This window comes from Candidatus Megaera polyxenophila, from assembly GCF_029982035.1.
Lineage (GTDB): Bacteria > Pseudomonadota > Alphaproteobacteria > Rickettsiales > Rickettsiaceae > Megaera > Megaera polyxenophila.
The window spans coordinates 145,465-164,494 of sequence record NZ_CP104166.1 but is presented as its reverse complement, the minus strand read 5'-3'; the positions used below and the strand labels follow the sequence as shown (position 1 = coordinate 164,494).

Here is a 19,030-nt window from a genome sequence, read left to right as displayed (position 1 = left end):
ATCTATGAATCACTTCCTTCTTGAGCTGAGTCCCCTGCGGTAGGAACTTCTTCTGAAAGATTACTACCGGTATAACTGGAGCTGACAGGTGATGCCAATGAAATTAGGTCCATAGGAGATGCAGATGAAGAAGATGGACTTGTTTCTGAAGTAGTACTGTCAGAAGAACTAGAGCTGCTGGATGAATAAGACAAAGATAGGCTACTAGAGGAATCTGATGAAGAAGATGAGTTGCTAGACGGCTCTTGGGAGAAGCCGGAATTGAATTTTATCATTTTCTCACAGTGATTTATTTGCCCCTGAAGATATTCTATTCTTTTCTCAATATTTTTTTGTACTTTTTCTACTGCTTCTCTTTCTTCTTCGGTTGTCGCTAAGCTAAGTTCTCCCGATAAAATTTTTTGGGATTTTAATTTTTTTCCTAATTCCAGCTTAAAATTCTCAATCTCTAGCTTGTACTCTTTCTCGACACGCTTTCTTTCCAGTTCGTTGAGTTTTTCTCTGGTAGTAAGAACTCTTTCATACATTTTACTATAAAGTTCTCGTTGTTGTATATCCAGTTCTTGTTTTTGTGTCTCGGGTTCTTGTTTTCGTGTCTCGAGTTCTCCTTTTTGTGTATCAAGTTTCTTAAGTTGATCTTCTAGTTTCAAGTATTCAGGACCTTTAGAGAAAGCAGTTTTTGCTGATTCTAATCTTGATATTAATTCTGATTCTATTTTTAATAATTCCTTTTCTGCGCTTTCCAATTCTGCCTTACTAGTATCAAGCTTCTCTTTATACCACTCAACATTTTTTGAGGTTTCTTCGGCACGTTTTTTTAGATTTTCCTTGTATTCATGAAAAGATGCTAACTCTAATAATGTCCTAGTAGCAACTTGTGAGGGAGTCATCGGATTCAAAGGATTATTAGGATCAAATTCCATCTCTGGCTTTTGAAGGAAGCTTTCCATAGGATCGCTTAAGTCTCTTTTAATTGCTGATAACCTTTCCTGTGATTCTTTATATAAGTTTTCATAGAGCTTGAGATTATCTGATAATTTTTCCACGTGTTCCTGGGCTTTTTTAAGGTTTTCTCCTTGTTCTTTAAAGTATGCTTTTCTAAGCTCTTCTAGCTCTGTATTTAATTTTCTACTCGCTTCCAGCTTTTCTTGTTGCTGTTTTTCCAAGCTAAGCTTTTCCTGCATCCACTTTTCCTGCATAGGCTGTTCTTGTTCTTCGCGCTCTCTGTCTTCTGCTTCAACTTTGTTGCGTTGTTGGCTTAGCTCCTCTAATTCTTTTTTTAGTATTTCTATTTTCTCTTTTGCCATTTTTTGCCTCCGTATTTTAAATTTTTATAACTTATCTGCTATAGCGGTAAGCCACGCATCAAAGGTGTTTATTGCCATAACCTGACTGCACTATAAATTAAAAATTTTATTAGTCAATAACTATAGGTTTATCTGAAAAAGGGAGGTTGTTTTCAGTCTAACTGAAGTAGGGATTAGATTATCAAGAGCTTTGTTGCCTAAATTCTGATTTTGGTTATAGTATGTATAAAATTAGTAGTTGGTATTTAACATAATAGGTTATGAGATATTCCAGATCCATAGTTATTGCCTTAGTTATTATAGGTGCCTTATTACTATCATATTATTTATATACCAGGCATATTTTATATACTAATGGCAAGGATATAATAATTGGTGAAGAACAGGAAGAGTTCAAAAGGAGGCCTATTGACCCGGGAGGAATTATTATCCCACATTCAAATAGCCTAATTTATGAGAAATTAAAACCTGCTAATGTTCCTGAAGCGGAGATTAATTTATCTTCTGACCCGGAAGAACCGCTAGAGCTTGGTTTCCGATCACGTGCAAATGATGTTGCGGAATATGATTCAATAGACGATATTTTAGCTAAAATTGACTTAGATGGAGAGGATAAATCCGCTGCAAATGTTTCTTCTGTGGAAGTTGATAATGTCCTTAATGGTGTGCCAACTAGCATTATAGAGGATGGTGGGAATGTTGATAACAGTACAGAGGAGAATATGGGGCAAGCTGAATCCAATATACCTCAATTAAAAATTACAAGGCTCTCAGGAGAGAATAATAAATTATATAAACTTAATAAAAATTCTGCAGATTCCGGATATAAAATTCAACTATCTTCAGCCTGGTCAGAAAAAGAAGCAAACAATGAGTGGGAAAGAATACAAATGCGGCACATTAAATATTTAAAAAATGCCCAATTGGTTATAAAAAAAGTAAAAACTAATAATAATAGAATAATTTATTTAGTTATGGCAGGTAATTATCCTTCTCTAAACCAGGCAAAATTGGTTTGTAAAAAACTTGTTTCAAGTAAACAGAACTGTATAGTGACAAAATAATAGTCTTAAAAGTAAAATAGAGGAAAAGCTGAAAGGGCTTTTGGCAATCTTTAATGGGGCGAATGACGGGGCTCGAACCCGCGACCCTCAGATCCACAATCTGATGCTCTAACCAGCTGAGCTACACCCGCCGTAATAATTGCTATAAATACTCTGACAAACTAATTTAATTTGTTGTGCGAGTCAATCATATTTTTTATGTTAAACATCTCTTATAGGTATAAATTTGAAGCGATCTTTTTTAGAGCTGAATTTTGCAAGAATGGATTGGAGAATTGTTGGTTTATAAAAATTATAGTTTCTTTTATATTTGGTATTAGTATATAACTCATAATTTTTAATTAACGACGGTATAACCTCACTATAATAGACTTTGTATAAATCATGCATGGTAGATCTTGTAGTTAAGTATCCCCACTTCATAACTTGTTGAGGGATTCTTGCTAGTGCTTCCACGCACGCTATTGCTTCTTCTGCTTCTGAGTCAGCCCGTTTATACACATCAGCTGCCGGTGAAAGGTTTGACTGCATATCGAGAATCATGGTCTTTATCATTATTGCCATATATTTTTCATTTGAAAATTTTTTGACAAATATACAATTATTATTGATAGCAAGTTTTACAAATCTATACTTATGGTATTGAATTAATAGCCGAATCCACAGTACCTTGAAGCCAGAAATTTTTTGTTTGTTGTAAAATTTTAGCTTTTCTTCTAAAGATAACATTTTATCCATTCCCCATGATAGGAGATTCTTATATAAATTGTGACATCTTTTTATAGTCCCTTTGGTGGTGAAAACCTCCATCTTCCAGATGGAAAAGCTTTAGCTTGTCTAATGCGCCATGATGCGGTAGCATCATAAGTCTATGACTTACTATAACAAAAGATCACATTCAGTTTTTTATCATCGTTATCATATAGTATGGATAACGAAATATCGCTATAAGGTACTTACTTACGACATAAAAAAACGTGTTCGGGAACTAGTGTTACAGGTAGCTGAGGAAATGAGTATAAAGATAGAAAATGGCGTTGTATCAAGCGACCATGTCCATATATTTGCAAATATTCCTCCGCATATTAAAATTAGTGAATTTGTTCAGAAAGCTAAGGGAAGATCATCTAAAAGAATACAGGAAGAATTTCCGATACTAAAAAAGAAATACTGGGGTAGACATTTATGGGGCAGAGGATACTTCAGTTCAACTAGCGGTAATGTTACAGATGATATGATTAACGAATATATCAACAAACACACTGACGCTCATGAGACCGACTTTACTTCAAATATTAGGCTAGAATGAGCTTTAGCTTGATAAGCGACTTCTAGTCGCAAAGATCAAACTTTCATCTCTCAGATGAAAGTGGTTGATATCGTTCCTTCTACCTTCCTTGACATGCGGCTTAGCCCTGGTACAAGAAAAGTTAGCAGAGTGTCTACCTATTTGTTGCCCCTGAGTATTGCGAATTATGTCAGCATAATGGCCCAGTTCCTGACCTGCAATAATTTGCATTCTTGCAGCTGCAGCCCAGCCGTCGCCATAAAATGGATTAGAAGTATTGTTAGGTGCAAAAGGGTCTCCTCCGCAAGAAACATAAATACATACATTACTGCCGTCAGTACTTTGCATGCCGCTATTTGTTCCCGACGTTTTCCAGCTTGAAATATCCATAACGTCACCAATATTGTGGGAGTAGGTTATAAATATTTGAGTGCGATCAAGTAGTAGCCATTTAATTACTATTGGATGAGCAGATTGCACAAGAATCCTAGCAAGTTGCATTTGGATGTTAAAATCTACTGGTAGTAATTTTTTTGTCTGATTAAGCAGTTCCGTTATTATTTTCGTAATTTGGTCGTTTGTCAGGTTTTTGTTTTTTTGTAAATATAAATTCTTAATAGTCTTTCTGGTTAATTCAATTAATTTAGGGTCAGTTAATTCTTCTTTGGTCATCATCAAAGTTATGCCGGAAGTAGGATCCGAGAATCTTGAAAAATTACAGTAATAATCCGTATCAATCCGCATTCTACCGGAAGAAAGTAAATCTTTTGCTAAATGTTCATATTCAATTTGCATCTCCTCTTGGTAAATTCCAGGAATTTTGTCAAGAATATGATATACTAAACTCATCCTGTAACCCAAAAATTGAGAGTAATATTGTCAGTAAATATTTATTGTATTCTACAAATATAGATCGGTAACTTTTGTTTTTTACGAGTACGATATGTGGTACTATTGCTCCTCGAGGTAAGTATCGAGTAGTCTCATATATTGCACGCGGCATTTCTTCGGCTAAGGTAACTAATCTAATTGAAGGAATTCCGTACTTTTTAAGCAGTAAGTAGGTATTGGTGGGATAATGCTTATTACCGCGCAGAATTTCGGGATCTAAAATCACCTGATATTCTGGTACTCCTTGTTCCTTCAAATAATTTTTATAGGAGGTAGGATTTTCATCATTTGTAAGTAAAATAAGTGGTGCGTAACCAAGCTTTAACAGTGCCGCAGCCGTATAAAGTTTCTGTTTATTATCGCCAAAAATTACAATTGCTTCCGCCCGTGTACTGGTATCCAATTCATAATTTCCTATCACGTAGATAAAACTAAAAAATCCTAATATCCAAGATAGTAATATTACGCTAAAAGTTATAGCTGCTGATCTCATTAAAATATTTCTATAAATTTCTTCTTTAATATTATATCAAATTCTGTCATGGAAATGTTGATACCCATATCTTCTAGTGAGGTTATAGGAAAATCATTTATCCCACAAGGGATTATCCCAGAATAATTATCAAGATTTGGGCTGATGTTGACTGCTATACCATGATAAGTAACCCATTTCCTTACTCTGATTCCTATAGCACCGATTTTAGATTCTATATTTTTGCTGTTTTTAACCCAGATGCCTACTTTACCTTGAATTGTAAAAGCATGGACGGCAAGTTCTGCAAGAGTTAATATTATCCATTTTTCGAGTTGTGTAATATATAGTTTTAAATCTTTAACCTTATCTGTATTATTCAAATTTATTATAGGATAAATGATTCTTTGCCCCGGGCCATGATAAGTAAATTTTCCTCCTCGGCCGGTATAAATAACTGGAAATAAATCAGGTTTTAGCAATTCCTCTACATTATGACTTGTTCCGGCAGTGTATACTTCCTTATGCTCTAGCAAAAAGATAGTATCGGGCTGCATAGAGTTTATAACTCTATCTAGTTGATCTTCCATTATTTTTATCCCCTCTTGATAATCAACAAGACCGGGTAGGGTGATCCATTCTACCAATGTTTATTTCCTGCCGAATAATTTTTCTATATCTTTAAGTTTCAGCTCAACATATGTTGGTCTGCCGTGGTTACATTGAGCGGAAAAAGGTGTAGATTCCATTTGTCTTAATAATTCATTCATTTCTAGGGTAGAAAGAACTCTACCAGCCCGAATGGAATAATGACAGGCATAAGTTTCTGTAACATGTTCTATTAACTCAGTGAGTGCAATATTTTCACCGAGTGCAAGCAAATGGTCAGCTAGATCGTTGATTAGCTTAACAATATTAATATCACCAAGAATGCTCGGCATTTCAGAGACAATTATTGATTTTTCTCCAAATTTTTCTACTGATAAACCAAGATCGGATAAAGAAGCTTTATTATCATCTATGATTTCAGCTTTTTCTCTTGATGATAATTCAATTATTTCGGGTATTAGCAGTCTTTGTTTAATTATGCCTTTTTGCTTTATTTGCTCTTTGATTTTTTCATAACCAAGACGCTCATGGGCGGCGTGTTGATCAGTAATAATTATACTATCTTCAGTTTGAGAAATTATATAAGTGTTATGAAGTTGGGCCTTGGCAGCACCTAGATAGTATTGTGTGTCACTAATAAAAGTATTTGCTAATTCCTGATCGGTTTGATCTTCAGTTTTAGCAGTCGGCAATTGTATAGAATCTAAGGTTGTTTGAAAACTATAATCAGAGTTTTGTTGTTTGCTTAGTGCATAATCAATACGGAAATTAGTTTTTACGTTTTTGTTTTGTGGTAACCAACTATTATTTCTGGAGAAAGTTTTTTGGGTTGGTATTTGAAAATTATTATTAGGATGATTGTTTTCTGCCAAATAGGGTGAATTATTTGGAAGCTTCATGTAATTTATCGCTGATTCGGACAAAGTACTAGAAACTCTCTGACCTTCAGAGTTTAAGGCTTCTTTAATGGCACTGATAACGATTGACCTAATAAAATTTGGATCGTGAAAACGTACCTCAGTTTTAGCAGGATGGACGTTAACGTCAACTAAATGAGGGTCTAATTTTAAAAATAAAGTAGAAACTGCATGGCGGTCTCTTGCTAAAAAATCCTGATAAGCGACTTTTAAAGCCACATTTAATATCTTATCCTTTACCGGCCTGTTATTAATGAATAAGAATTGTTCTTCAGCAGCCGCTTTATTATAGGTCGGGATACTTGTATAACCGTAAAGTGATATATCATTGCGCTTAAAATCTACCAAAGCAGAATTTGTTAAGAATTCCATGCCCATTATTTCCGCAATTCGTGAATTTAATATCTCTTCGAAATTCCCTTCTTTTTTGCGTACTTTAACCAAATCTTTTCCTTCGTGAGTAAGAGTAAAGCCAATATGAGGATGGCTAAGGGCAATTTTTTTAACCAATGCTATGGTAGCCATCAATTCTGTTTTATCTGTTCTTAAAAATTTCAGTCTGGCTGGAGTCGCAAAAAATAAATCTCTAACTTCAATAACTGTTCCTTCGTCAAGAGCAGCCTGCTCGGTTTTTTCTTGGATGCCGCCATTTATGCTTAAGCTATAGGCAGTATCTGTATATTTTTTTTTGGAAGTAATTTTAAATTTGCTGATTGCACCAATTGATGGTAATGCTTCTCCTCTAAAACCAAAACTATTAATGTTTAGCAAATCTTCTTCATCTAATTTTGATGTGGCATGCCTTTGAATAGCAAGTTCCAGATCTTCCTGCGACATACCAAAACCATTATCTTTTACAATGATTAGGTTTTTCCCAGCTTCCTCTAAAATAATGTCAATTTTTGTAGCTCCTGCATCTATTGCATTCTCTACTAGTTCCTTTACTACCGAAGCTGGTCTTTCTATAACTTCACCGGCAGAAATTTTGTTAATAGTACTCGGAGAGAGGATTTTAATACTCATTTGGGTGGGATAGAAGCTTAAATTTATACAAATGCAAATGATACCATTAAAACGATAGGAATAAAATAATAAAAAAGTGAAGAATGCTATTGTTGCGATGAATTAGCCCTTTCTGATCCATCTTATCCATGCTTGCCAGTCTCTGAAGCCTAAATCCTTTTCGAAATTCAGCAGATCATAATTAGCTTGCTGGCAAATTTTTTTATCCGGAATTATTAATTCTACACCAGATGATAGAGCAGCTATTTGGGTTTTGCAGGCAAGTTCCAGATGATAACAATAAAACATTGCCTCATGAATAGTAGTGCCGCAAGTGATCATTCCGTGATTTCTAAGGAGCATGATTTTTTTATCTGCTAAATCATCAACTAGATTAACCCCATGAGAGTTGTTATCTAAGGCAAGAGAATTGTACTCATGATAATTAATCTGATCGTAAAAGTGCAACGCCCATTGACTAAGTGGCATTAAACCGTTTTTCATGCAAGATACCGCAACAGAGGCCACTGTATGTAAATGAAATATGGCTTCAAGATCAGCTCTTTCTTTGTAAATATTTCCGTGAATAACATAACCGGTTTTATTGTATTGAAATTCTTCTCCCTCGATAATTTCACCATCAAAACTCACCTTTAAAAGGTTATTTTCTGTAACCTCTTCGAACCTTAAACCAAAAGGATTGATATAATAATAATTTGCACCGTGAGGTCTTGCTGAGAGATGAGTATAGGTATGATCATCCATACCCAATTTTGCTAAAATCTGGTAAGCGTAAGCTAAGTTCTTTTTAATTGACATAATGCTAAAATTATCTATCTAATGAAGTTGTCTCTGGGCTGGTAAAATTCAGTTTCCGGTAACTAATGCTTTCAGCCACGTGAATTTTTTTTACGTAATCCGAACCGTCTAAATCGGCAATTGTCCGAGCCACTCTTAAAACCCTGTTATATCCCCGCATCGAAAGTTTGAGTTTTTGGGCTGCCTCATTTAACAAATTCCGTCCTTCATCGACAGGCATAGCATAATCCGTAAGTAACTGGCCGTCTAGATTATTATTAAGCGCAATACCATAACCTTCGTAGCGTTTTGCCTGGAATTCTCTTGCGGCAAATATTCTCGCTGCTACAGTTTCAGAACTTTCTGAATTAGCTTTTATAGTATAATCAAAATCGTAAAACTCGTCACTACCTACTTCAATATGTAAATCAAATCGGTCCAGAATAGGTCCTGAAATTTTACTTTGATAATTGCTTCCGCACAAGGGGGCTTTATTACACTCCTTGCTTGGATTCCCTAAATAACCACACTTGCAAGGGTTCATGGCGGCAATTAACTGAAACCTAGCTGGATATTTTACTTGTGTTCCTGATCGAGAAATTAAAACCTCTCCTGTTTCAATAGGTTGCCTTAATGATTCTATTACTCCTGCTGGAAATTCCGGTAATTCGTCTAAAAACAGCACTCCGTTGTGAGCTAAAGATATCTCCCCGGGTTTTACCTTTCTGCCCATTCCACCGCCTACCATTGCTGGTATAGAACAATTATGATGGGGCGCTCTAAATGGTCTTTCGTTAGTTAAGCATCCCTCTTTAAGGTTACCGGCAATGCTTGCGATCATACTGACTTCTAAAATTTCCTGAGGAGCGAGTTTTGGCAAAATACCAGGTAATCGGGATGCAAGCATGGATTTACCAGTCCCTGGTGGGTCCGTACATTAACATATTATGACCGCCTGCGGCTGCTATTTCGAGTGCTCTTTTAGCTATTTTTTGGCCTTTTATATCTTTTAAATCCGGATAAGTAGCTGATTTGTTACTAACGGCTGCTTCCGGCCTTGCTAAGACTTGTATCCCGCTAAAATGATTAATTAAGCTAAGCAAGTTATCGGCAGCTATTATTCTCTCATTACCTGACCAAGCAACTTCAGATCCATTATATTTTGAACAGATGATGCCTTTATTTTTGCTACTTGCTCCGATAGCAGCAGGCAGGGCTCCGTTTACAGGTAGAATTGAGCCGTCTAAAGATAATTCACCAAAAACTAGATAATCTATCATTTCCTCACTAGGTAGTACTTTCATTGCTGATAATATTGCTGCAGCAATTGCTAAATCAAAATGGCTTCCTTCTTTAACAAGATCTGCTGGGGCCAAATTAACTACTATTCTTTTTGCTGGAAGGGCAAGTCCAATAGATGATAGAGCAGCTCTTACTCTTTCTTTTGATTCAGCAATAGTTTTATCGGCTAAGCCAACGATGACAAAATTTGGTACTCCCGACGATATCTGCACCTGGACATCTACATCTGTTATATCTACGCCGCTAAAGGTTAGGCTGCAAATTTTGGTAATCATAAATAGGATTAAATTTAAGGTTATTATTTTTTTGTGTATTTTAATTGTATTTTAAAAGTTCATCTGCTGCCTAGTAGGAATTTTTGTAGGTAACTTATGGAAACTATAGGGAAAAGTCAAGGACAACTTCAGATAGACGTTATAATAAGCTATTCAACCAAATAATGGAATCAGACACTACCTAAAAAGTACCTTACTTTTATTTGCCAATGCAAAAATTGCTAAAGATTTCGCCTAAGATCTCATCCACTGTTATAACGCCCGTGATATTACTAAGGTATCTTATAGTCATTCTAATATCTTCTGCTGCTAAAACCAAGTCACTTTCAAGATTTAAATTGCTTAAAGCTTCTAAAGCATAAGAGAGCTGAGTTCTGTGGCGTTCTCTAGTAATTTGGGGATTTTCTGAGGGGCTAGCTATTTGTTCCGCAATCTGGCAGATATGATCCATTAATTTGTCTATATTTTTTCCAGTTTTGGCTGAGATGTAGAGTATATGCTTAGGTATGTGTGGCGTAAACATGCTCAAATGATTATAATCGTGGGCTGATACCTCATCTATTTTATTGAAAACAACTATCGTATTATCATCGATGAAATCTACAAAAGGTGTTATGTCTTTTTCATTGAATTCTTGTACATCATACATGATAATTTTGATGTCAGAATGCTTGAGGGTTTCCCTAGATTTTTTTATGCCGATTTGTTCGATTTCATCTACGCTGTTATCTCTAATTCCAGCCGTATCTTGAAGGATAACCGGGTATCCTCCTATATCAAGATGACCTTCAATAACGTCCCTCGTAGTACCGGCAATATTTGAAACAATAGCTATTTCTCTTTTAAGCAGCAAATTCATCAAACTTGACTTACCGACATTAGGTTTTCCTACTATCGTAAGTTTTAAACCGTTCCGAAGGCGTTCCCCTCTGTTATTATCCTTTAAATGATTAGATATTTCACGGCATAAATTACTAATATTATCTTTGGTACTGGCCAGCACTTGAGCAGGAATCTCTTCATCAGGAAAATCAATATAAGCTTCAATTAAAGACATGATTTTAAGGAGTTGCTTGCGCCAATTCGTGTATATTGCTTCTAATCCTCCGCCGAGTTGTCTTATGGCCTGTTTATGCTGTAATTCTGTTTCTGCATCGATAAGATCTGCAAGACCTTCCGCAGCCGTTAAATCAAATTTACCGTTTAAAAAAGCTCTTTTGGCAAATTCTCCGGCTTCTGCAAGCCTTAAATCCTCTATCACACCTAATGCCTGATTAAGTAATTTTATTACTGCTATACTGCCGTGGACGTGTATTTCAGCTGATTCCTCCCCTGTAAAACTGGAATTTGCATTAAAATAAACGACCATGGCTTTATCTATCTGGATTCCAGTTTGTGGATGAAAAATTTTGCGTAAATACATTTTTCGTGGCTGTAATGCGGTTATTTGACCACCAATTAGCCGTTCCAGTGCTGCTACACTACTTGAACCCGATATCCTATAAACGGTTACCCCAGCTTTTCCCATTCCTGAACATTGAGCAAAAATTGTATTCATTAACCGTCCTTAATTGTTGATAGAGATTTACATTTCTTATATTATACCGTTAACTTGCATATTTTAAAGTTATTTAAAGGGTATTAGGTAGACTATGGATGACAATGAGAACAATAATTATCTATCTTTGAGCAAACTTAATTGCACAATTGAAGATTTTACTCCTGATATACTTAATTTAGTAAAAGCAAAGAAAAAAGGTGAGTTATATAGAAAATTTGCTCAGAAATTTTTAACTTATATTCCTGTTGATTACAGATTAAAAGATAAAATATCATTATTTGGTGATTTTACTGATGAAGCTTTTGAATTTTTTAAACAAAGAAAAAATGAAGAAAGAAAAATTGAAATTTCAAAAGTTAAATTTCAAAACAACAATTCCATTACAATATTAATAATTATTGAAAATCGGCCGTTTATTATTGATTCGTTGAATTGTTTAATATCAAGACTGGGGCTGCAAACTATTTTTACGTTTCATCCTGTGGTTTTTTCTAAAAGAGATAAAAACGGCAACTTAATTGATATTGTTTCGACAGGCGAAGAAGCTTCAAGAGAATCATTAGTGTTTATTAAAGCTCTTGGAAATTTTAACGAAGAAACCATACAAATCTTAAAAAAAGAAATAAATGAAATTATCGATTTAGTCGATTATACCTATAACTCTTGGCAAAGCTTGCTAAATAAGTTAATTGCTGTAACTACTGAGATAGTACGCCATAAAGATGTCTATGAGGAAAGAGGATTACCTACTGAAGAGGCTCTTGATTTCCTAAATTGGTTACAGAAAGATAATTTTACTTTCCTTGGCATGGTTGAATTTGATACTTCCTCCATGCAAATAACCCATGAAGATGGAGTAAAAGATATTTGGCAAGATAATAAGGAGGAATTAAAGGTTATAATAGAGTTTTCTAAAAGGGATTATTACTCTAATAAACTTGCCATGCTTGGCAAACTTAATAAAGTATCGCCGGTGCATCGTAATGCCCTTGTAGATTATATTCTAATTAAGCATCTAGATGAAAATGGGCAATATAAATCAGGTAGCATAATTTTTGGACTTTACGGAATGGCAGTTTATTACCAATCCATAAAAAGTGTACCTATTTTGCGGGGAAAGATGAATTATGTGCTTGATGAATCAGGATTTCCTTTAAACAGTTACAATTCTAAAAAGCTAAAAAATATTATCGAATCTTTACCTCGTGATACTTTAATCCAAATTGATGAAACCGATTTGTATTGTATGTGCCTTCATATGCTTTCAAGCATGCGTAGCAAAAAATTAAAATTGTTTATTCAGCAAGATTGGGCCGGTTCCTTTATTAATATTATCATTTTTATGCCAAGGAATCGTCTCACGCCAGATGTGTATAATACAATTAGCAACTATCTGTCTGAAAAGTTTGATAGTGAAATTATTACTGATAATATAACAGTATTAGCTCAGGATTTTTCTCACCTTTTTGCTACTATTCCTGTAAAAGATAAAAGGAAGCTCAACTTTATCCCTCAGGAATTAGAGGAAGATTTGATAAAAATCACTACCAATTGGTCCGACTCTTTATTAGATAAATTATGCGAAAAATATGGAGAGTACGAAGGGGGGCTTAAACATAAGCAGCTAGAATTTGCTTTTCCTCCTGAGTATAAGCATAAATTTAATGCAAGTGCTACAATTGAGGATATTAACAACCTGAAAAAAGCTTCAGATTTAAACAAAACCGTTTTTAACCTCTTACAAAAATCACCTTCGGAGTTTATTTTGAAAATTTACAGCCCGTCGGTATTTTTAACTCTTTCTGATACTTTGCCTGCTATTGAGAATTTAGGTTTTATAGCCATTGACGAGCAAAGTTTTATAATTAAAGAGACAGCTCAAATTAAACAGAGTTGGATTTATGAATTTATTTTAGCAAGCCATATGGAAATAGAAATTCCATTTAGCGTGTTAAAGAAAAATATCGAAGTAGCTCTTGAGAAAATAAACGAGGGTATATTCTCAAGCAACTCTTTAAGTAAGCTACTTGTTATTTCCGGTATGGATTGGCAAAAAATTTATTTATTGAAGGCCTTAACAACATATTTACATCAAACCGGTATTTCTTATGGAAAGGCATATGCTCAGCTAACTTTAATAAAACATTATAAATTTACAGAATTGCTCGTGAAGCTTTTTAGTGCATTATTTGATCCTGAATTATATTCAAAAAAACTTGCAAAATCTATTGGTAAGGACTTAGAAAATTACCTTGATGTAGTTTCAAATAGTACGGAGGATAAAGTCCTGCGTAATATGTATCAAATCATTAAGGCGATTACTAGAACTAATTTTTATCAAACCAGAGATGATGCGGTAAAACCTTATATTTCTTTTAAATTTGATTCGCATAAAGTGCCAGACCTACCGCTGCCAAGACCTTATGCTGAAATTTTTATTTATTCTAATGAATTTGAAGGTATCCACCTTAGGGGTGGGAAGGTTGCACGGGGGGGAATTAGGTGGTCAGATAGGGGAGAAGATTATAGATTAGAAGTACTGGGCTTGATGAAGGCTCAGATGGCTAAGAATGCTGTTATAGTACCGGTTGGCTCTAAAGGGTGTTTCTTTGTTAAATTTGAGCAAGGACACTTTTCTCGTGCGGAATATATGGTAAAAGTTGTTGAATGTTATCAAAATTTCTTGAGAGGTCTTTTAGACCTTACTGATAACTTGGTTAATGGTGAAATAGTCCGGCCGGCAAAAACCGTAATTTACGATCATGACGACCCATATTTAGTAGTAGCGGCTGATAAAGGAACCGCATCTTTTTCTGATTATGCAAATCACGTTTCACTGGAGTATAATTTCTGGCTTGGGGATGCTTTTGCATCCGGTGGATCAGTGGGATATGATCATAAAAAGATGGGTATTACAGCTAAAGGAGCGTGGATTTCAGCTCGCTCTCATTTTTATGATATGGGCAGGGATATTCAGTCCGAGCCATTTACAGTAATTGGTATTGGAGATATGTCAGGAGATGTATTCGGTAACGGTATGTTGCTCTCCAAATATATAAAATTGGTAGCGGCATTTAATCATATGCATATTTTTATAGATCCAAATCCAGACTTCAAGACAAGTTATAAAGAAAGGCAACGGTTGTTTAATATGCCAGGTAGTAAATGGTCGGATTATAATCCTGAATTAATTTCTAAAGGTGGAGGGGTTTTCGAGAGATCGGCAAAAATCATTGATATATCTAAGGAAATACAAAGCCTTCTTGGTTTAGAAAGTAATTCTGTTACTCCTAATGATTTAATTAAGGCGATTCTAAAAGCTGAGGTGGATTTATTATGGAATGGTGGGATAGGCACTTATATTAAAGCATTATCAGAAAATAATGCAGATATTGGTGATAAATCCAATGATAATTTACGCTGTGATGCGAGAGATATACGCACTAAAGTAATCTGTGAGGGGGGAAATCTTGGAGTTTCCCAGCTCGGTAGAATTGAGTATGCTCTTTGTGGCGGACATATAAATACTGATTTTATTGATAATTCTGCCGGGGTTGATTGTTCTGACCACGAAGTAAATATTAAAATTGCTTTGAATATGTCTACTTCTTCTGGTAGCTTTCCTGTAGAAGAACGTAACTATTTGTTACAGCAAATGACCGGGCAAGTCGAGGAATTAGTATTAACTGATAATTATGATCAGAATCAAGCAATTACTATTGCGCAAAGAACACCAGTTTTAAATATTGAAAATTTTGGGCAGTTAATACGTAACCTAGAACAAGAAGGTTTACTAAACAGAGAAGTTGAATTCTTGCCTGCTTTGTCAGAACTTTCACGCAGAGCAATTGCAAGAGAAAAAATAACACGCCCAGAACTTGCAGTGTTATTGTCGTATAGCAAAATGTTAGTGGAAAAGCAGCTGATGTGCTCGAATATTGCAGAAGATAAATACTTTCAGAAATATTTGTTTAATTATTTTCCTCATTTAATGAGAGATAAGTTTAGCAACGAAATTCTAAATCATCCTTTAAAAAAAGAAATTATAATTACTGTTATAGCTAATAAATTAGTTAATCAACTGGGGGGATCATTAATTACTGATATCGAAAAAGAAACAGGTGGAGTTTTATGTGATATTGCAAGAGCCCACAGTGTCATTTGCGAGTTGTTTGATTTAGACGGTTTATGGAAAAAAGTAGAGAACCTGGATAAGACAATTACTACAGAAATAAAAGTGGATATGTTTACTGACCTTGCCAAAATAATGCGCCGGGGTATTAGCTGGTTTATAAAAAATACCAAATCTCCGATCAATATTTTAGAGACTATAGAAGATTATAAAGAGCAAATACACCGGATAACTAGCTTAATGGGAAAACTTCTAGTTGGAGAAACTAAAACAAAATTTTATAATAAAATCAATATTTATAAACAAGCAGGAGTTCAAGAAAGTCTAGCAAAAGCTGTAGCTTCTTTAGAATCGTTAGTATCAGCTTTTGATATTATTTATGTTGCTAAAGTTACTAATTCTAAAGACGAAGATGTTGCAAACTTATACTTTGAAAGTGGAGAGTTATTGAATATTGATTGGCTTAGAAAATCATGCGATGCGCAGATAGACGATTCTTATTGGAATAGACTATCTATCCAATCCCTAAAAGATGATTTTTATGATAAACAGAGGCGTTTTGTTACGGAAATAATAAAAAAACAACAAAATAGAGTTGATTTATTAAGTTGGATTAATAACAATAATCAAAGTGCTGATATTTTTACCAATTTTGTAACAGAACTTAAATTCCAGGAAACCGTTAACTTAAATATGCTTATATTAGCTAATAAAAAATTCGAATTATTCTTAAGGCAACTTAGTGGGTAACTATGAGTTCTAAATTGAAAGAAGCAAGAGAAGCAGCGGGATATAGCATTGATTATGTTGCAGAAAAACTAAATATTCGCAAACAATATTTACTTGCTCTTGAAGAAGGGAATTACGATATAATCCCTGGGAAAGTTTATACTGAAGGATACAAAAAAATGTATTATGAGTTTCTTGGAATTAATCCCCAGAATGAGCGGGGTGATGAGTTAGAGACAACGCAAGTATTAAACAGTTCTGAGATACCTGTTGTTACTAAAAAATATACAAAATATATAATTATTTGTTCTGTTATTTTACTGGCTTTGGTGATAGCATTATATGATTTTTTAAAGGTACAACCTGAAGACTTACTTATAACAACTCAATCAGATGATGTAAACGATGGAAGTAGACAACAAAGCTCTGATATACCTTATAAAACAGATTAATCGCAGTGTGGATAAACTTATCTTCGAACTAAATTTGAAAGATAAGCAAATTGAAGATTTAAAAATACAGAATCAGGAGTTAAAAAATAGCAGTGCAGTAATTCTTAATCAAATTAAAGAGTATATTAAAGAACTAGAACAAATAAGAAATCATTATGTCGATAGTAACAATAACTCTAAGCAATAGAGACTTTGAATTATACTGTCCGGAAGAAAGCCATGCGGAACTTCATTCTCTTGCTATAAAACTGGACGTTGAAATAAATAAAGTAAGACAAGCTAACCCTTCTGCTTCTTTTGAACTCCTGCTTGTTATGGTTGCACTTAATCTTTTGGATAATAAGCAAAAGCAAGCAAGCGTAGAAGCTGAAGGTATAGCAAAAGAGGTTAATGAAGACTTCAAAATACTATTATCTTCGATATTTAATGAACTGAAAGTAGTTGCAGAAAAATTAGAAAGATGATAAAAGTAACTTAAGGGCTGCGTAGTGCGTCAGAATAGATAAAAAACCCCCAGGACATAAGCATTTTCAAGGGATTGGTCACTTGCATCATCGTGGTGGTGTAATTACTAAGCCCACCTTATCGAAAGTTCTCTGATGGTGGACTTTATTCAACGGCTAAAGTGGTTCTTTCTTAATATTTTAATTGAATCTATATGCGCGGAAGTTTATATCCGGCAGAATCCTAGAGTTATTAGTCTTTCCGTCAAAATTCTAAATTTTTGATGTAGTTTTAATAATTTTAAAAGTCAATCATCGCATTTTTATTTTTTTGGGGTATTTTTTTACCAAAAATATAAAATTTAGGTGCTATGATGGCAAAAATTCACAATTTACTCATGATTCTCTCTTGAGCAATGCTAATTGCTTAAATTATTAAGATTTTCGGAAAATTATTATGCGGTGGATTCTTTGAGAATATTAGTGATTCTACGCAAATTCAAGCCAACGGCAGAGATAAGCGGATTAACGATATCTCCAATTATTCCCTTAAGGTAGTTTCTACCCATACGACCAAAATTCTTTAGATGACCTATTATCGGTTCAATTGCACTTCTCCGCTTTTGCATCTTTTTGTCATCGGTTGATAAAGCTTTCTTGGTCTTGGCGGTAAAAACCTTGCCTTTTTCTTTGAAGTTATGGCCGGTGTAACCAAGATCTACAAAAATTTTGCTAGTCTCCGGACTTAGCTTGCGCAGCTCCGATACCGTTTGATCTAAAGTATGTCCGTCGTAGGGGTTACCGTGAAAAGATTTAACCCCAAGAATAAAGTTGCCTCGGCCGCTTACTGCAATCCCGACTTTGTTACCAAATTCGTAAGGTTTATTCATTTTACCCTTGCCGATACACTCTACCTCCGGAGCATGAAAGCTATAGACTATCTTATGCTCTTTTTTATAAATATCCTTGTCCTTTTTCTTAAGCACAGACTGGGCATGAATATTTTTAACTCTCGTAAAAATGGCGCTATCCTCAGCAGATAGTTCTAATTTTGATTTTTCTATACCTCTCCAGCATATACGGATCAACCTACCTAAGCGGACTTTTAAGCTTATCATTATTTTTCTACGTTGCCTTGCTTTACTATCTTCCTTGTACTTCCAAAGCTTGATCGTCTTATATTTAAAACTCTTGGCGTATGTCTCGTTAAGCGAAATACCAAGTCGTTTACAGAGATCTACTACTTTTGCTCTTGCGGTCTCCATTAAATGTACGTCATGTGGATGTTTGATATTCTTAATCTGTACAGTCGTATCTATAATCGCCGATTCCAAGTCTTTTTTTTTGAGTGCTCCGACCTTCAGTCCTATACGCAAAAGCTCTTTTAGAATCTCTTTATATCCTTCCTCTCCCAGAGCATTGCGGAATCTACGTATAGTCGCCTCCGATACGTCAATATCTTGTTGCATATACTCATAGCCGCAAAAATATTGCCAATATATATTTTCCTTTAATTCTTCCTCCGTAAACGAATCAGAACCGTTATACATAGCTTGCAGCATTGATAGTCCTAGCATTACTCTATGATCCTTCTTATTTCTACCGAATTGCTTGATTTCAACCTTAGCTAATGCCAGCGCTTCAAGTTCAGACCAATTTACCAAATCTCTCAGTTTATATAATTTGTTTTTGCGATTTAGTTGTATAGATAATTTTTCACCAAATAATCTTTCTTGTTTTTGAGAAAAACTAATATTTTCTATAGGCATATACTTTAAAATCCATAAG

Annotated in this window: 14 protein-coding genes, 1 tRNA gene and 1 pseudogene; 5 read left to right on the top strand and 11 right to left on the bottom strand. The window is 34.7% G+C overall.

The features are described 5' to 3' along the window. Positions 1-2: 2 nt before the first annotated feature. Positions 3-1,307: a GumC domain-containing protein gene (locus tag N3Z16_RS00810; protein WP_282486375.1), complete on the bottom strand. Its 1,305-nt coding sequence runs from the start codon at positions 1,305-1,307 to the stop codon at positions 3-5. Between the two features lie 260 nt (positions 1,308-1,567). On the opposite strand from N3Z16_RS00810, the gene N3Z16_RS00805 reads away from it, so the two are divergent. Beyond that, entirely contained in the window at positions 1,568-2,371 is an 804-nt protein-coding gene (locus N3Z16_RS00805) for an SPOR domain-containing protein (RefSeq protein WP_282486374.1), read from the top strand. 54 nt (positions 2,372-2,425) lie between these two features. Here the strand turns inward: N3Z16_RS00805 and N3Z16_RS00800 are convergent. After that, positions 2,426-2,502: transfer RNA gene (locus N3Z16_RS00800), tRNA-His, on the bottom strand. 70 nt (positions 2,503-2,572) lie between these two features. Then, complete coding sequence (locus N3Z16_RS00795; RefSeq protein ID WP_282486372.1) at positions 2,573-3,109, bottom strand: DUF2748 family protein; 537 nt, start codon at positions 3,107-3,109, stop codon at positions 2,573-2,575. A 133-nt stretch (positions 3,110-3,242) separates the two neighbouring features. Here N3Z16_RS00795 and tnpA point away from each other — a divergent pair, with 133 nt between their 5' ends. Further along, positions 3,243-3,680 carry an IS200/IS605 family transposase gene (tnpA, locus tag N3Z16_RS00790; protein WP_282485546.1) on the top strand — a complete coding sequence of 146 codons (438 nt, stop codon included), beginning with the start codon at positions 3,243-3,245 and terminating at the stop codon, positions 3,678-3,680. Positions 3,681-3,683: 3 nt separating this feature from the next. On the opposite strand, the gene N3Z16_RS00785 is transcribed toward tnpA, so the two are convergent. The 7 genes and pseudogenes from N3Z16_RS00785 to mnmE all read right to left on the bottom strand — a co-directional run bounded on the left by N3Z16_RS00785 (position 3,684) and on the right by mnmE (position 11,483). After that, entirely contained in the window at positions 3,684-4,508 is an 825-nt protein-coding gene (locus tag N3Z16_RS00785) for a DUF2748 family protein (RefSeq protein ID WP_282486370.1), read from the bottom strand. Next, positions 4,483-5,043, bottom strand: coding sequence for a YdcF family protein (locus N3Z16_RS00780; RefSeq protein WP_282486369.1), 561 nt, complete (start codon positions 5,041-5,043; stop codon positions 4,483-4,485). Before N3Z16_RS00780 ends, N3Z16_RS00785 begins: the two co-directional genes overlap by 26 nt. Next, positions 5,043-5,669 carry a lipoyl(octanoyl) transferase LipB gene (lipB, locus tag N3Z16_RS00775; RefSeq protein ID WP_282486368.1) on the bottom strand — a complete coding sequence of 209 codons (627 nt, stop codon included), beginning with the start codon at positions 5,667-5,669 and terminating at the stop codon, positions 5,043-5,045. Before lipB ends, N3Z16_RS00780 begins: the two co-directional genes overlap by 1 nt. A 3-nt stretch (positions 5,670-5,672) precedes the next feature. Continuing rightward, a complete protein-coding gene (gene mutL, locus N3Z16_RS00770; protein WP_282486367.1) occupies positions 5,673-7,571 on the bottom strand; it encodes a DNA mismatch repair endonuclease MutL in 1,899 nt (632 codons plus the stop codon). A 102-nt stretch (positions 7,572-7,673) separates the two neighbouring features. Further along, positions 7,674-8,369, bottom strand: a complete 696-nt coding sequence (locus tag N3Z16_RS00765) for a class II aldolase/adducin family protein (protein ID WP_282486365.1) — start codon at positions 8,367-8,369, stop codon at positions 7,674-7,676. Positions 8,370-8,379: 10 nt separating this feature from the next. Continuing rightward, positions 8,380-9,925: pseudogene (locus N3Z16_RS00760) on the bottom strand (YifB family Mg chelatase-like AAA ATPase). Positions 9,926-10,124: 199 nt separating this feature from the next. Beyond that, positions 10,125-11,483: a tRNA uridine-5-carboxymethylaminomethyl(34) synthesis GTPase MnmE gene (gene mnmE / locus N3Z16_RS00755; protein ID WP_282486363.1), complete on the bottom strand. Its 1,359-nt coding sequence runs from the start codon at positions 11,481-11,483 to the stop codon at positions 10,125-10,127. A 94-nt stretch (positions 11,484-11,577) separates the two neighbouring features. On the opposite strand from mnmE, the gene N3Z16_RS00750 reads away from it, so the two are divergent. From N3Z16_RS00750 to N3Z16_RS00740, 3 genes are all read left to right on the top strand, one after another. Further along, positions 11,578-16,368, top strand: a complete 4,791-nt coding sequence (locus N3Z16_RS00750) for an NAD-glutamate dehydrogenase (RefSeq protein ID WP_282486362.1) — start codon at positions 11,578-11,580, stop codon at positions 16,366-16,368. Between the two features lie 2 nt (positions 16,369-16,370). Continuing rightward, the gene (locus tag N3Z16_RS00745) at positions 16,371-16,799 is read left to right on the top strand and encodes a helix-turn-helix domain-containing protein (RefSeq protein WP_282486361.1); all 429 of its coding nucleotides are present in this window, start codon (positions 16,371-16,373) and stop codon (positions 16,797-16,799) included. A 155-nt stretch (positions 16,800-16,954) separates the two neighbouring features. After that, positions 16,955-17,263, top strand: coding sequence for a cell division protein ZapA (locus N3Z16_RS00740; protein WP_282486360.1), 309 nt, complete (start codon positions 16,955-16,957; stop codon positions 17,261-17,263). Between the two features lie 434 nt (positions 17,264-17,697). Here N3Z16_RS00740 and N3Z16_RS00735 read toward each other — a convergent pair whose 3' ends face one another. Next, the gene (locus tag N3Z16_RS00735) at positions 17,698-19,011 is read right to left on the bottom strand and encodes an IS5 family transposase (protein ID WP_282485558.1); all 1,314 of its coding nucleotides are present in this window, start codon (positions 19,009-19,011) and stop codon (positions 17,698-17,700) included. Between the last annotated feature and the right edge of the window lie 19 nt (positions 19,012-19,030).